This window comes from Streptomyces griseus (genome assembly GCF_900460065.1).
Classification (GTDB): Bacteria; Actinomycetota; Actinomycetes; order Streptomycetales; family Streptomycetaceae; genus Streptomyces; species Streptomyces griseus.
The window spans coordinates 17,050-30,719 of record NZ_UAVD01000057.1 but is presented as its reverse complement, the minus strand read 5'-3'; the positions used below and the strand labels follow the sequence as shown (position 1 = coordinate 30,719).

General features: G+C 72.0%; 12 protein-coding genes and 1 pseudogene. 7 read left to right on the top strand and 6 right to left on the bottom strand.

Annotated elements, in window-relative coordinates; all coding sequences use genetic code 11:
- The first annotated feature begins 42 nt into the window (after nt 1-42).
- Nucleotides 43-1,974 (top strand): HtaA domain-containing protein, encoded by a 1,932-nt coding sequence (locus DTB53_RS35435; protein ID WP_042497859.1) that lies wholly within the window; start codon nt 43-45, stop codon nt 1,972-1,974.
- 78 nt (nt 1,975-2,052) lie between these two features.
- Here DTB53_RS35435 and DTB53_RS35430 read toward each other — a convergent pair whose 3' ends face one another.
- On the bottom strand, nt 2,053-4,182 hold the full coding sequence (locus DTB53_RS35430; RefSeq protein WP_012382323.1) for a glycoside hydrolase family 6 protein: 2,130 nt from the start codon (nt 4,180-4,182) through the stop codon (nt 2,053-2,055).
- A 477-nt stretch (nt 4,183-4,659) separates the two neighbouring features.
- Here DTB53_RS35430 and DTB53_RS35425 point away from each other — a divergent pair, with 477 nt between their 5' ends.
- A complete protein-coding gene (locus tag DTB53_RS35425; protein WP_042497857.1) occupies nt 4,660-5,796 on the top strand; it encodes a PQQ-dependent sugar dehydrogenase in 1,137 nt (378 codons plus the stop codon).
- Between the two features lie 132 nt (nt 5,797-5,928).
- Here the strand turns inward: DTB53_RS35425 and DTB53_RS35420 are convergent, their stop codons facing one another.
- Nucleotides 5,929-6,540: a helix-turn-helix domain-containing protein gene (locus DTB53_RS35420; RefSeq protein WP_042497854.1), complete on the bottom strand. Its 612-nt coding sequence runs from the start codon at nt 6,538-6,540 to the stop codon at nt 5,929-5,931.
- 208 nt (nt 6,541-6,748) lie between these two features.
- On the opposite strand from DTB53_RS35420, the gene DTB53_RS35415 reads away from it, so the two are divergent.
- Complete coding sequence (locus tag DTB53_RS35415; protein ID WP_003971246.1) at nt 6,749-7,675, top strand: LysR family transcriptional regulator; 927 nt, start codon at nt 6,749-6,751, stop codon at nt 7,673-7,675.
- A gap of 25 nt (nt 7,676-7,700) precedes the next feature.
- On the opposite strand, the pseudogene DTB53_RS35410 reads toward DTB53_RS35415, so the two are convergent.
- Nucleotides 7,701-8,053 (bottom strand): annotated as a pseudogene (locus tag DTB53_RS35410) (aminoglycoside phosphotransferase family protein); the annotation flags it as partial.
- A 146-nt stretch (nt 8,054-8,199) separates the two neighbouring features.
- On the opposite strand from DTB53_RS35410, the gene thpR reads away from it, so the two are divergent.
- A complete protein-coding gene (gene thpR / locus DTB53_RS35405) occupies nt 8,200-8,829 on the top strand; it encodes an RNA 2',3'-cyclic phosphodiesterase (RefSeq protein WP_003971245.1) in 630 nt (209 codons plus the stop codon).
- Nucleotides 8,830-8,869: 40 nt separating this feature from the next.
- Here the strand turns inward: thpR and DTB53_RS35400 are convergent, their stop codons facing one another.
- Both DTB53_RS35400 and DTB53_RS35395 read right to left on the bottom strand, forming a co-directional pair.
- Nucleotides 8,870-9,526 (bottom strand): maleylpyruvate isomerase N-terminal domain-containing protein, encoded by a 657-nt coding sequence (locus tag DTB53_RS35400; RefSeq protein WP_012382318.1) that lies wholly within the window; start codon nt 9,524-9,526, stop codon nt 8,870-8,872.
- 158 nt (nt 9,527-9,684) lie between these two features.
- Nucleotides 9,685-10,296, bottom strand: coding sequence for a hypothetical protein (locus DTB53_RS35395; RefSeq protein ID WP_012382317.1), 612 nt, complete (start codon nt 10,294-10,296; stop codon nt 9,685-9,687).
- A gap of 153 nt (nt 10,297-10,449) precedes the next feature.
- Here DTB53_RS35395 and DTB53_RS35390 point away from each other — a divergent pair, with 153 nt between their 5' ends.
- Together DTB53_RS35390 and DTB53_RS35385 are read left to right on the top strand one after the other, a co-directional pair.
- Entirely contained in the window at nt 10,450-11,958 is a 1,509-nt protein-coding gene (locus tag DTB53_RS35390; protein ID WP_012382316.1) for an MFS transporter, read from the top strand.
- Nucleotides 11,959-12,048: 90 nt separating this feature from the next.
- Complete coding sequence (locus DTB53_RS35385) at nt 12,049-12,594, top strand: TetR/AcrR family transcriptional regulator (RefSeq protein WP_012382315.1); 546 nt, start codon at nt 12,049-12,051, stop codon at nt 12,592-12,594.
- Between the two features lie 27 nt (nt 12,595-12,621).
- Here the strand turns inward: DTB53_RS35385 and DTB53_RS35380 are convergent, their stop codons facing one another.
- The gene (locus DTB53_RS35380) at nt 12,622-13,110 is read right to left on the bottom strand and encodes a MarR family winged helix-turn-helix transcriptional regulator (protein ID WP_003971240.1); all 489 of its coding nucleotides are present in this window, start codon (nt 13,108-13,110) and stop codon (nt 12,622-12,624) included.
- A gap of 113 nt (nt 13,111-13,223) precedes the next feature.
- On the opposite strand from DTB53_RS35380, the gene DTB53_RS35375 reads away from it, so the two are divergent.
- Nucleotides 13,224-13,634, top strand: a complete 411-nt coding sequence (locus DTB53_RS35375) for an Ohr family peroxiredoxin (RefSeq protein ID WP_012382314.1) — start codon at nt 13,224-13,226, stop codon at nt 13,632-13,634.
- Nucleotides 13,635-13,670 lie beyond the last annotated feature (36 nt).

Below are 13,670 nucleotides of genomic sequence, written 5' to 3'. Positions count from 1 at the left end.
AGACGTGCGCCGTACCCCTCCCCCGAAGGAGACATGCAGCGCATGTCCATGCCCCGCCGCGGCCGCCTGGCCGCTCTCGCAGCCCTGACCGTCGTATCCGTGGGCGCCGGCGTCCTCGCCGTTCCCGCCTCCGCCGCCACCCCGGGCGTCCACGCGGCCGAGCGGGCCCAGGCCGGCGGTACCACGTCCGCGGCCTCCCCGATCCTGGTCTCCGGCCGGTCCTCCTGGGGGTTCAAGGACTCCTGGGTCCGTTACGTCACCGGCTCGGGCGGGTCGGTGACGGTGGCCGGCGGCGCGACCGCGGACGCGACCGGACGGGTCGACTACCCCGTCCGGCACGGCTCGGTGGACCCCGCGGGGCGCTCCGCCGATGTGCGCTTCGGCGGCTCGGTCACCTACGCGGTCCCGAGTCACGGGATAACCGGCATCACGCTCGCCAACCCCCGTGTCGTCCTCAAGAACGGCAAGGGCACGCTCCACGCGGACGTGACGACCGACCTCACCGCCGGCGAGGCCCCGGTGACCACGCCCGGCGTGCCGCTCGCCGCCCTGACGGCCTCCGCCGGCGCCCTCGACGGAGCCGTCCTCGACTGGAAGGGCATCACCACCGCGCTCACCGACGAGGGCGCGGCCATCTTCGCCTACCAGGGCCGGCCCATGTACCCGGTCGGCACGGCGCTGGACCCCGTCGCCATCAGCGGCGACGTCAGCGTCCCCACTCTGACGGTCAGCCAGGTCACCGGCCTGGGCGCGGAGAACGAGGTCACCGTCAGCGGCAAGGGCTACCAGCCCGGGCGCGGCGTGTATCTCGCCCAGTCCATCGCCCTGCCCGGCACCACCTACCCCAGCGTCTTCGGCAACGCGGCGTACATCCGTCAGGTCGGCGCGGACGGCACCTTCAACGTCACGCTGAAGCTCACCGAGACCTTCACCCCCTCCGGGGGACCCGCCGTCGACTGCCGGACCACCGCCTGCTTCGTGACGAGCTTCAACTCGCACGACGGCAGCGACTCCAGCTGGATGCCCTCCCGGGCCCAGGACGTCGCCCAGCCGCTCCGGTTCGGCGTCGAGGTGCCCGCCGCCACCGTCACCCAGCACCCCGCGCCCCGTACCGTCCGTTCGGGCGCCACCGCCACGTTCACCGCGGCCGCAACCGGCGCGGACACGGTCCGCTGGGAGCGGAGCACCGACGGCGGCAAGACCTGGAGCACCGTCTCCGGAGCCGTCACCACCACCCTGTCGGTCAAGGCGTCGGCCGCGCTCCACGGCCAGCGCTACCGTGCCGTCTTCGTCAACACGAGCGGCGAGACGGCCACGTCGGCCGCCGCTCTCACGGTGTCCGCGGTGCCCGCCCGGATCGTCTCCTTCAACGCCTCCCCCGAGCCGGTCGGCAAGGGTTCCAAGCTGAAGGTGGTCGGCACGCTCCAGACCGTCGGCGCCACGGACAACGTCTGGCGGCCACTGGCCAAGACGCCCGTCGTGATCGAGTTCCGGGCGAAGGGCGGCAAGACCTGGAGCCGGGCCACCACGGTCAGCACCAGCGGCAAGGGCATCGCCTCGGCGTCCGTCACCGCCGTCAAGGACGGCACCTGGCGTGCCCGTTACGCGGGGACCGCCGACCGTGCCGCGGCCGTCAGCACCCTTGACAACGTGGACGTCAAGCTGCGGACGGCCATCTCCGGCTTCAACGCCTCGCCCGAGCCGGTCCGCAAGGGGCGCACCATCACGGTCAAGGGCACCCTGCGCAGCCTGGACGGCACCTGGAAGAACACCTCCGGCCAGTCCGTGGCCATCCTCTTCAAGGCCGACGGCTCCAGCAAGTGGAGCACGCTGGCGACCGTGCGGACGAACGGCAAGGGCGTGTTCTCGAAGGGGTTCACCGCCAAGAAGGACGGCACCTGGAAGGCGCAGTTCAAGGCCACGTCGTCCCGTCTGGGCACGACCGGCGCCGGCGACCGGGTCGACGTGCGCTGACCCGCCCGGCCGCCGCGCCGCTGCCCCTCTCCCGTCGTCCGGGGAGAGGGGCAGCGGCCGTGCCGGTGGTGGGACGGATCAGGGCGCGGTGCCCCAGGCGAGGGCGGAGCCGGTGAAGACGCCGATCCTCGGGGCGTCGGCGAAGGCCGTGTTGGTGGCGCGGCTGTAGTCGTCGCTCTCCTGGAACGCCGACCAGTCGCTCTTGTTGATCCGCAGCTGGATCTCCCCGGTCGAGGCGCCCGCCGCGAGGCTGCCGCCGCCGAAGCCGACTTCGAGGTAGTGGCTGGCGCCGGTGGCGGGTGTGCTCGCCGACCGGACGCCGTGCGTCACGTTCCCGCAGCCGAGCACCGCGTAGTCGCAGGCGGTACCGAAGGTGCTCGCACCGCCGTCGGGGGTGAACCAGTAGCGGGCCGTGACCGTGGACAGGTCGATCGCGGCCGAACCGGTGTTGACCAGGCGGAGGGACATCCGGATCTGGTTGTCGGTCGGCGAGTTGTCGGTGTTGCGGTACTCGGCCTTGAGGGCTCCCGTTCCGGTGCCGCCGCCCGCCTCGGTGGTGACCTGTGCGGCCGGGGTGCCCGCCGAGACGTTGCCCGCCGCGTCCTTGGCCCTGACGGAGTAGCTGTAGGCGGTCGAGGCGCGGACCCCGGTGTCCGTGTAGGTCGTCGTGGACGTCGTCCCCACCCGGACGCCGTCGCGGAGGACGTCGTACCCGGTGACGCCGGTGTCGTCCGTGGAAGCGGTCCAGGCCAGGGTGACGCTGCTGCTGGACTTGGCCGTCACCCGCAGGTTCGTGGGCACGGTCGGCGCCTGGGTGTCGTCCTCGCCTCCACTGCCGCCGTCCAGCGGCGGGTGGGCGTTGCGGAGCAGTTCCTGGAACTGCCCGGAGAACCAGTGCCCGGCCACCGGGGAGCCCGGCAGGGCGCCGGTGAGGTTGAAGCCGTTGCGGCCGTTGCCGGTGTACGTGGGATCGCACATCCGGTCGAAGCCCTTGCCCTCGTCGTTGTCGATGGGCTCGCTGCTGCCGTCGGACTCGCCCGGGGGCTTGGCCCAGACGTAGGCGTCGATCCCCGGCTCGGGGGCGGTCGTGGGGCGCTCGCCGATGCCGGCGCCGCTCTGGTTGCACCAGTTGCCGGCGTGGATGCGGCGGTCGGTGCGGCCACCGTCGACGTAGGCGTCGGCGCTGGTCAGCGGTCCCGGTCCGGTGGGCCGGGAGGAGCCGCCCCAGCCGTTGCGGGCGGTGTCGATGAGCATGCCGATGTCGGAGGCGAAGCCCTGGCGGACCAGCTCCGTGCGCAGGGCCTTCGCGAACGAGAGCTCGTCCACGTAGTAGTTCCAGTCCACCCAGCGCGACTGGCGCACCGTGGTCCCGTTCACGGAGTCGGTCACCGCGAAGTGCGGCTCCTTGAGCGCGGAATAGTTGGCCGTGTTCACGATGAAGCCGTGCACGTCGGAGACGGTGGCGCCCTCCGTCGTCGCCGCCTTCTTGAACTGCTGGGCCGCGGGGACGAAGTTGGAGTCCCAGCCGAGCCAGCCGTGGTGGGCGGCGTCGACGTAGTTGTACACGTTGGGCAGGGCGCCCAGGGTGTGCAGGGCGTATCCGATGCCCTTCTCGTAGTTGCCGTTGGCCTTCATGGTGGCGCACTCGGGGGTGGAGCCGGCGGTCCCTCCGGCGTTGGTGACGAGGTTGGGCAGCGAGTCCGGTTCGATGAGCGTGACGATGCGCATGCTCGCGTAGGCGGGGTCGCCGAGGATGTCGGCGATGGGGTCGATGTAGTCGTCCTTGTAGCGGCTCAGCTCGGTGGGGCCGAGTTCGCCGTTGGAGGCGAGGGCCGCGCAGTCCCGGCCGGGCAGGTTGTAGATGACGACCTGGAAGAGGTCGGCTCCCTGGCTCACGGCCGTGTCGAGGTGTGCGCGCAGACCCCGCGCACCGGGTGTGCCGCCGATCGCGGCGATGCGGTCCATCCAGACGAACGAGGGCTCGTCCGCGATGACGTCGCCGCCGGGCTCGGCGGCGGCCTTGGCCGACCAGTCGGGGTTCACGTACGCGGTGGCGCCCGCATAGGGGTTGTCGACGCGGTCGGCGGCCAACGCCTGTCCGGGTACGGCCACCGCGAGTGCGGCGCCCATGACCAGTGCGGACAGTGCGGCGGCCGCCCTTCTGCGAAGTGCGCGCGGGGGGTGCTGGGTGGTGCCTCTGCTGCTCATTGCGGCTCCGTGCTCCTCTCGTACGTCCGTCGGGGGTGGCGACGGACGGGTTCAGGGGTCCGTGACGCTCAGGAGGTAAGGGGTACGGGTGGGGAAGCGTGCGTGTGGGAGCGCTCCCAAACTGGCGCGGCATTCGATGCCTGTCAAGCGGTGCAACGCAATTACGTTGCATGAACAGGGAGTTGAGCGCTGTTGGAGCGCTCCCACCAATGGCCCGTCAGAGCGTACGCACACCTCGCGGGTCGACTTCGCGTCGCGGATTGGCCGACTACCGACTTGCGGAGCGGGCGAGCGCCACCGCGGGAGAAGACGACGTGACGCTGGTCTAGGCCAGACCACGTCCGTCCCCCTATCCTCGCCCGTAGCCGGTGACACACCAACTCCCCCACCCAGGTTGCCTGCCGGCTCGTGCCCCCCACTCAACTCCGCTCGAGCAGCCGGGTGACCTCCCCCCTTCGCCGCCTCCAGGAGGCCACGGTGAAATTCCGCACCAGAAGCTCGGCGATCATCGGCACGCTCTGCCTCGTCACATCACTGGCGTTGGCCACGGCGTCGGCCGACGAACCCGCCGGCCCCGTTCAGCCGGTATCCGCGTCCCTGACCGAAGTGGCCAGGGCCCAGGGCCCGTCCGCCGGAGCGGCCGGACCCGATGACACGCTGTGGATCGCCGAACGCGCCGGAACCGTAAGGGTCCTGGACGACCAGGGCCTGGGCGCACCCGTGCTCGACATCTCCGCCGAGACCACCACGGACGGCGAACGCGGCCTGCTGGGCGTCGCGTTCGACAAGGACTTCGCCCACTTCTACCTCTCGTTCACGGATCTCGAAGGCACCAGCACGGTGGACGAGATCGCGGTGGAGGACGGCCGACTCCAACCGGAGACACGGCGCACCGTCCTGACCCAGACACAGCCGTACGCCAATCACAACGGCGGGGACATCAAGTTCGGCCCCGACGGCTACCTGTACATCGCCTTCGGCGACGGCGGGTCGGGCGGCGACCCGCACGGCAACGGGCAGAAGCTCGACACGCTGCTCGGCAAGCTGCTGCGGATCGACCCGGCCGGCGGCGAACCGTACGCGATCCCGGCGGACAACCCGTTCGTGGACGACGCGAACGCGAAGGACGAGATCTGGTCCTACGGGCTGCGCAATCCGTGGCGGTTCTCCTTCGACGCGGGCACGGGCGACCTGCTGATCGGCGATGTCGGCCAGAGCGACTGGGAGGAGATCGACTGGGCCCCGGCGGGCAGCGACGGCGGGGAGAACTACGGCTGGTCCTCCATGGAGGGCACCCACCCCTTCCGGGGCGGTACCGAGCCCGCGAACCACGTCCCGCCGGTGTACGAGTACGACCGCACGGGACTCGGCTGCTCGGTGACCGGCGGATTCGTCTACCGCGGCGACGCGCTCCCCGACCTCCGGGGCAGTTACGTGTTCAGCGACTACTGCGACGGCACCCTGCGCACGCTGCAACTGGAGAACGGCGAGGTGACCGGCGTGGGCGACCTCGGGGTGAGCGGCGGCGAGGTCATCTCGTTCGCCGAGAGCGGTGACGGCGAGCTGTACGTCCTCGCCAGCAACGGCACCATCTCCCGCGTCGATCCCGCGTGAGCCGCTGAAACAAGCGCGAGGAGGCCGGCCGAGCGGACCGGTCCCGGGGCCACCGGCCATCACGGCCGGCGGCCCCGGGACCGCCGCGGTCCGCCCGTTCCCGCGCACCGGGAGGACGACGACGTGCGTCCGTCAGGGGCGGGGCCGTCCTGAGGGGGCCGGGGCGTCCGCCTTCTCGGCCCCCTCGCCGCGCTGATGGCCGCGGCGGGCGTCCCGGTCGAAGATGCCCAGCAGTTCGCACGGCCCGCCCTCGGCGCCGATCGCGTGCGGGAGCATCGTGGGGAACTCCGCCGCCTGGTTCGTCTCGATCCGCAGGCGCCGATTGCCGAGGAGCAGGATCGCGGTGCCGGAGAGGACGACGAGCCACTCGCGGCCCGGATGCGCGCGCAACCGCGCGGGGTTGTCGGGCGGCGGCTCGGTCACACGCTGGCGGATGACGGTCATGCCGGGTTCCGCCTTGATGGGCCATCGCAGCTGCCCGTGGGCCCCGTCGACCGTCGGGTTGGAGACGACGTCGTCGGAGGCGGTCTCGACCAGCTGGTCGAGGGAGGTGTCCAGGGCGCGGGCGAGTGTGACGAGCTGGTCCAGGGCCAGTCGGCGCCGGCCGTTCTCGATGCGGCTGAGCGTGGACTGGCTGACCTTCGCGCGCGCGGCCAACTCCTCCAGGGACCAGCCCTGGGCCACACGCAGAGCGCGAATGCGTTTGCGCACCAGGCTGTCGAGCTCACCGTCTTCTTGCGTCATGGGCATGATCGTATGCGAATGAGGCAACCCTCGTCGCTCCGCGTCGTCCGCGCTCGGCCCCGGAGGCAGGGGGCATGCGATGGAGGGAACCAGGCCGCGCCGACCGGCCGGGACGCGGAGGGCACCGCGGGCACGGATAGCGCTGTGGGCATACGTCCTGCCGCCGGTGAGCCACAACCAGCGGTTGTGAGCCTCTAGGCTTCGGGGCGTGGACATCGAAGCCGTGCGCACGTTCGTCACCGTCGCGGACACCGGGCAGTTCCGGGAAGCCGCCGTGGACCTGCGCATCAGTCAGCAGGCCGTCTCCAAACGCGTGGCGGGCCTGGAGCGCGTGCTCGGGGCGACCTTGTTCGTGCGCACCGCCCGGGGAGCGCACCCCACTCCGGACGGGCAGGCCTTCCTGCCTCACGCCCGCGAGGTGCTGCGGGCCGTGGAACGGGCCGTTGCCTCGGTACGTCCCGGGGAGCGGGTGCTGCGCGTGGACGTGCTCCACCGGCGCATCGCCCCGGCGCTGGCCGTACGTGGCTTCTACGAGGCCCATCCCTGCACGGACCTCGACGTGGTGACCCTCGCAGACACGAACGTGACCGGGGCGGCCGAGGCGGTGCGGGCGGGCGAGATCGACGCGACGTTCCGCGCCGTACCCGCGGGTCCGCTGCCCGACGGGGTCAGCGCCGAAAGCGTCCTGGACGATCCGTTGCAGCTCCTCGTCGGACCGCGCCATCCGCTCGCCTCGGCCCGGTCGCTGGCCCCGACGGACCTGGCCGGGCACCGGATCTGGATCCCGGGCATCAGACCGGGCACCGAGTGGGCCGCCTACTACCACCGGCTCGCGGAGGACTTCGGTCTGCGCATCGACGCGGTCGGACCCGACTTCGGGACCGAGGCGCTGATGGACTCGATCGCCGACTCCGCCGCGCTGGCCACACTCGTCGGGTCCCGGGACAGATACGTGTGGCCGGCCTCGCACGACCTGCGGCGGATCCCGGTGGTGGGGCCGACTCCGGTCTATCCGCACGTGTTCCTGTACCGCACGGACGATCCGCACCCGGTTCTGGCGGCGCTGCGCGGCTACCTCGCGCAGGTACGGCCGGCGTCGCCGGCCGACGCGTGGACACCGGACCGGCCTCGCTGACGCCCGTGCGGCGATCCGCCCCGGCTCAGGGGCGTTGCGCGGGGACGGGCCGGAGCCCTGGCCAGCGGGCGCGCACCCGCCGGCGCATGTCCGTGCGGAGGGTGCCCAGTCCGCTCAGACCGTCGTGGTCGACGGTCGTGCCGCCGACCACACCGAGCCGGTGGACGAGGCATTGCCGGGCGGTGGCGGTGCCCCATTTCCAGGCGAGTTCCACCGGCCCGCTGCCCAGGGAGGCTGTTCGAAGTCGATGAACCGGGTCCCATCGATGGTGTGCGGGTCGTTGCCGGGGCACGGGTCGCCGTGGAGCAGGGCGTGTCCGGGCGCCCGGGCGAGCCGGTGCACGAGAGCGTCGAGCTCGCCGGGCACGCCGGGCGGCACCGGAGCGGTCGTCCGGGCCGCTCGCGGGGTTCGGGCACTCCCCCGGGCCGTATCGCGCCGTACGGCAGGGGCGCCGGCCGACGCCCGCGTCCGGCGTCGGGCCCCGCGTCGCGGGAGGAGCGTGACCGGCACGTACGGTACGGCAGGTGAACGAACCGCTCGAAGCCGTGACCGGCCCCCTCGCGGACGAATACGTCCGGACCACGACGACCCGTGTGTTCCTGGCGCTCGCCCCGCCCGACGACGCGAAGGACGAGCTGGCGCAGGCGCTGCGTCCGGCGTACGGCGCCCATCCCCGCATGCGGTGGAACCGCATCGAGGACTGGCACATCACCCTGGCGTTCCTCGGCGAGCTACCGGTCGCCGCCGTCCCGCCCCTGATGGCTCCGCTCGCCGGGCTCGCGGCGCGGCGGCGTCCTCTGCGGCTGGCGCTGCACGGCGGCGGGCACTTCGACGAGCGGGTGCTGTGGACCGGGATCGCGGGGGACCTCGCAGGGCTGCACCACCTCGCCACCGACGTGCGTGCCCTCGTCAGGGAGTGCGGCGTCTCCTTCCCCGAGCGACCGCTGCGCCCCCACCTGACGCTGGCCCGGTCACGCCGGGGCGACCAGGCGGCCACGGTGGAGGCCGCGGCGGGGATCGCCGCGTTCTCCGGCCGGAGTTGGGAGGCCCGGCGGCTCCATCTGGTCGGCAGCAACGTCGGTCGGGGCCCGGGCCCGATCCACTACCGCGACATCGACGCCTGGGACTTCGGCCGCGGAGCGGACGGGACCTGAACGACCGCCGACCGCCGTCGCTCCCGCGGCGGGGCAACCCTCAGCCGAGGACGAACGGGAGCGCGGAAGCCAGTTCGCCCAGCTCACGCCTCTCGGCATCGGTCGGCGCCCGCCGCCCGGTGCCGACCAGCAACACGTCCTCGTCGGAGAAGGACGCCGGGAACGCGGCCCTACAGATCCCCTCGACCATCTCGCGTGACCGGGCGAGCCCCTCGGGAGGCGGTCCCGCCGCGTGCGGGAGGTGCTTCACCAGATCGAGGTGGTGCAGGGTCCATTCCAGTACGTACGCGCGAAGGTAGTCGGCCGCGGTGAGGACCTCGCCGCAGGTGCTGACCCGGAGAGCGGGATCGGCGAGCCGGGCGGCGCGGCCGGCGGCGGATCCCACGTCGTCGAGGTGGAACCGGAGCAGACCGGGGTCCCCGTAGGCGGCGGCCAGCCGTACGGTCAGGGCGTCGAGCGGGTCGTCCCCCGTGGGCGGTGTGCCGGATACGGTCCAGTAGGTCAGCGCGTCACGGGTCGGCTCCGCGTCGGCGGGCGTCACCAGCGTGATCAGGACGTCCTGCGCGTCGATGATCAAGTGGCACACCAGGTCCCGCACGAGCCATCCCGCGCAGCCCGACGGCCGGGCGAGGTCCTCGGCGGGAAGCCCGGCGACCGTCGTGCGGAGCGCCGTCCACGAACGCGAGAAGAGATCCACGTCGACCACGGTAGTGCGACGCGGGCGCCAGCGCCTCGAACACTGTCCGATGGCCGTCGGCACGCGGTTCCGTGCCGCACGGCCCCGCGTCACACGGGCCGATCTTTCGTTTGTCCTTCCGCGTCACACGGGCCGGTCGTGCGGTCGTCCCTCCTGCGTCACACGGGCCGGTCGTGCGACAGCAGGAACTCGGTGGCCCGCGCGATGGCCTCGGCGGACGTGCCGTGGACGGCCTCCGACTCGTCCTCCTGCAAGTCCGCGCCCGTCGCGGTGTACCACCAGGCGTCCGCTCCCGGATCATGGTGGATGACGGCGTCGCCGCCCGCGTAGTGCAGCGGAATGGACTCGCTGGCGGACTTCTTGGGCACCGCGTGCGGCCACTTGAGGCGCGCCGACTGACGCTTGATGCCACCCCAGGCCGCACCGAGCTGCGCGTAGCTGGATCCACCGCGCCCCGCGACGGTGGCCGCGCTCTCGGCCAGCCGGTCGACGGACCGCTTGGCCTCGTAGAGCGACCGCAGCATCGCCAACTGCACATCGGGCGCGGCCATGAGCGCGGCGTCGAAGGGCTTGCCGGCCGCGCGGTAGGCGAGCGAGCGGGTCGAGATCCGTTCCGCCAGCGAGCGGACCGCGGCGAGCACCTGGTCGTCCATGGCGAAGGTGTCGTCGTCGCGGGGTTCGTTCCAGGCGGGGTCCACCGGGGTCAGGACCGTGGCCCAGAAGCTCTCGTCGCTCTTGTCGGGGGTCGGGATCGCCTTCACATCATCCATGCGACAACTTTAACTGTCGATGAGCTGTTCGGCAATATAATTTGTCAACGCCCGAGGCGACAGCACTTTCTGTCACGCGAGACCATAACTGTACCTTTCGTAAGGTACAGTTACGGAGATCGGGGCGGTTTCTCACAGTGAGGCTCATGAGGGATGACCATCAGCACGAAGCGGCGCTGGCTGCTCCTGGTAGTGGTGAGCGCGGGGCTGCTGCTGATCACGCTGGACAACTCCATCCTGTACGCGGCCCTGCCGACGCTGGTGGAGGATCTCGGCGCGAGCAGCTCCGAGGGGCTCTGGATCATCAACGCCTATCCGGTCGTGATGGCCGGCCTGCTCCTGGGCAGCGGCACGCTCGGTGACCGGGTGGGGCACCGGCGGATGTTCCTGATCGGCCTCGTGGTCTTCGGTGCGGCCTCGCTCGTCGCGGCGTTCTCCACCAGTCCGGAGGCCCTGATCGCCGCGCGGGCCTTCCTCGCGGTCGGCGCGGCCGCGATGATGCCCGCCACCCTCGCCCTGATCCGCGTGACCTTCGAGGACGAGCGCGAGCGCAACATGGCCATCGCGGTCTGGGGCACCATGGCGGTCGTGGGCAGCGCACTGGGGCCCATCATCAGCGGGATCCTGCTCCAGCACTTCTGGTGGGGATCGGTCTTCATCATCAACATCCCGGTCGTCCTCGCTGCCGTCGCGGCCACGCTGTTCGTCGCCCCGCCCAACGACCCGGACCCCTCCAAGCGCTGGGATCTGGCCTCCTCACTGCTGGCGCTCGTCGCCCTGGTCGGCCTCGTCATCGCGATCAAGGAGACGGCGAAGACGGATCCCGCTCCGACCGTCATCGCCGCCGCCGTCCTCGCGTCGACGATCGGCGGATGGACGTTCGCCCGGCGTCAGCGCCGTCTGCCCTACCCGCTGTTGGACTTCGCGATCTTCCGCAACCGGGCCTTCCTCGCGGGGGTACTGGCCGCCGGTTTCGCTCTCTTCGCCATCGCCGGCATCCAGCTCGTCACCACCCAGCGTTTCCAGCTCGTGGAGGGCTTCACTCCGCTGCGGGCCGGATTCCTCGTCGCGGCCGTCGCCCTGGGCGCGTTCCCCACGGCGATGCTGGGGGGCGCGATCCTCCACCGGGTGGGCCTGCTGCCCCTCATCACCGGGGGTCTCGCCCTGGGAGCCGTCGGCACCGTGCTGGTCCTCACGAACTTCGCCACCAGCACGGGCCTCCTCGTCACCGGGCTGATCATCACCGGCGGCGGCCTCGGCGCGGCCATGTCCGTCGCCTCCAGCGCGATCATGGGCAATGTCCCGGCCCGCCGGGCGGGGATGGCCTCGTCCGTCGAGGAGGTCTCCTACGAGTTCGGCAGCCTGGTCGCGGTCGCCCTCCTGGGCAGCCTGCTGACCGCCGTGTACTCCGCGACCCTCGACCTCCCCGCCGGGGTGTCCGAACGGGCGCGCGAGAGCCTCGACAGCGCCCTCGCCCTGGCCGGTGAGGGGGCGGGGGCCGACAGCGCGCTGGTCACCGCGGCGTCCGAGGCGTTCGACGGCGCGTACCTCGTCGTGATGATCGTGGTCGCCGCCGTCCTCGCCGTCGGCGCCCTCGCCACCGGCGTACTGCTGCGCCGCCACGGCCCCGGCTCGGCGCTGTCCGGCCCCGCACACCACTGAAGCGGCGCACCCGACGCAGCGCCGCGCACCCCTGGCCCGGTACACCACCGGGCCCCGTACACCACCGGCCCGACGGCACAGGAGCGACACATGCGCACCAGCAAACGGACCCAGATCCTCGAAGCCGCCACCCGCGTCGTCCAGCGCGAAGGCGTCAAGAGCGTCACCTTCGACTCCGTCGCCGCGGAGGCGGGGCTGACGAAGGGCGGCCTCCTCTACCACTTCGCCTCGCGCGACGACCTCGTCCGGGCGATCCACCAGCACCTGGCCGACCGGTGGGAAGCCGATCTGGTCACGGCGGCCGGGAAACCCGCGGCCGAGGCCACCCGGGAGGAACGGCTGGCCGCCTACACCCGGGTCGCCGTCCAGAGCGCCACGCGGGCCGAACTCCTGCTGATGCTCGAAGGCTCGACGAACCCCGCGCACGCGGCCGTGTGGGAAGCCGTGACGGAACGGTGGGCACCGCCCCCGGCGCCGACGGCCGGGGATCGAGCCGCGCTCGACCGGTTCATCGTCCGCCTCGCGGCCGACGGCCTGTGGCTGTACGACTCCCTGACCGCGGAGGGGCTGGACCCCGACATGCGGCGGGCGGTCGCCGACCGCATAGCCGACGCGCTGGCGCGCCACGACGGCTGAGACCCCTCCACCCCGGCCCCGGGCGGCTCAGGTGGCGTCGGCGGCCTCGCCCAGGGCGGCGGTGAGGCGGCCCAGCACGTCCTGCAGCCCCAGGACCTCGTCCAGGGACAGGCCGGTGGCGTCCAGCACGCCACGGGGGACGGACAGCGCGCGTTCACGCAGGCGCGCGCCCTCGTCCGTCAGGTCGATCAGGACGGACCGTTCGTCCTCGCGACTGCGTTCGCGGCTGACCAACCCCGCCGCCTCCAGCCGTTTCAGCAGCGGCGAGAGGGTTCCGGAGTCCAGCTGGAGGCGGTCCCCGATGCCCTTGACGGGCTGGGGGCCGTGCTCCCACAGGACCAGCATGACCAGGTACTGCGAGTACGTGAGGCCCAGACCCTTGAGTGCCTGCCGGTAGAAGCCGCCGAACGCGCGCGACGCCGCGTGCAGCGAGAAGCAGACCTGGTGGTCCAGTCGCAGCAGCTCCGCGTCGGGGACGCCGGAGAGATCGGGCGTGGTGCCCGGAGCAGTGGTCATGAGAACCAGCGTACCGCCGACCACCCAATTGAGTTGTGCGCAACTTAGTTGTGTGCAATCTTTATTTCTGTCGCCGCGACCACCCCGGTCGTGGCTCCAGTGGAGGGTCACCCATGGACGCGTTGTACACCGCCGCCGCCACCGCCAACGGCCGCGAGGGCCGTGCCGTGAGTTCGGACGGTCAGATCGACCTCCCCCTCGCCATGCCCCCGGCTCTCGGCGGCAACGGCCGGGGCACCAACCCCGAGCAGCTTTTCGCCGCCGGCTACGCCGCCTGTTTCGCCAGCGCGATGGCCGCGGTCGGTCGCGAGATGAAGGTCGACACCAAGGACGCCTCCGTGACCGCCGAGGTCTCCATCGGCAAGGACGGCGACGGCTTCGGGCTCTCGGTGGTCATGCGCGTGGAACTCCCGGACGCCCTCGCGGGCGAGACCGGGCGCAAGCTGGTCGAAGCCACCCACGCCTACTGCCCGTACTCCAAGGCCACCCGGGGAAACATCGACGTCGAGCTGGTCGTCGAGTAGTCGCCGCGCCCCCGGGTCACCCCGCGTCCGCTTCGG

Bases quoted from the DNA above. Each gene is read 5' to 3' on its own strand.
- DTB53_RS35435 (WP_042497859.1), top strand. From the start codon at position 43: ATGTCCATGCCCCGCCGCGGCCGCCTGGCCGCTCTCGCAGCCCTGACC.
- DTB53_RS35430 (WP_012382323.1), bottom strand. From the start codon at position 4,182: ATGAGCAGCAGAGGCACCACCCAGCACCCCCCGCGCGCACTTCGCAGA.
- DTB53_RS35420 (WP_042497854.1), bottom strand. From the start codon at position 6,540: ATGACGCAAGAAGACGGTGAGCTCGACAGCCTGGTGCGCAAACGCATT.
- DTB53_RS35395 (WP_012382317.1), bottom strand. From the start codon at position 10,296: ATGGATGATGTGAAGGCGATCCCGACCCCCGACAAGAGCGACGAGAGC.
- DTB53_RS35390 (WP_012382316.1), top strand. From the start codon at position 10,450: ATGACCATCAGCACGAAGCGGCGCTGGCTGCTCCTGGTAGTGGTGAGC.
- DTB53_RS35385 (WP_012382315.1), top strand. From the start codon at position 12,049: ATGCGCACCAGCAAACGGACCCAGATCCTCGAAGCCGCCACCCGCGTC.
- DTB53_RS35380 (WP_003971240.1), bottom strand. From the start codon at position 13,110: ATGACCACTGCTCCGGGCACCACGCCCGATCTCTCCGGCGTCCCCGAC.
- DTB53_RS35375 (WP_012382314.1), top strand. From the start codon at position 13,224: ATGGACGCGTTGTACACCGCCGCCGCCACCGCCAACGGCCGCGAGGGC.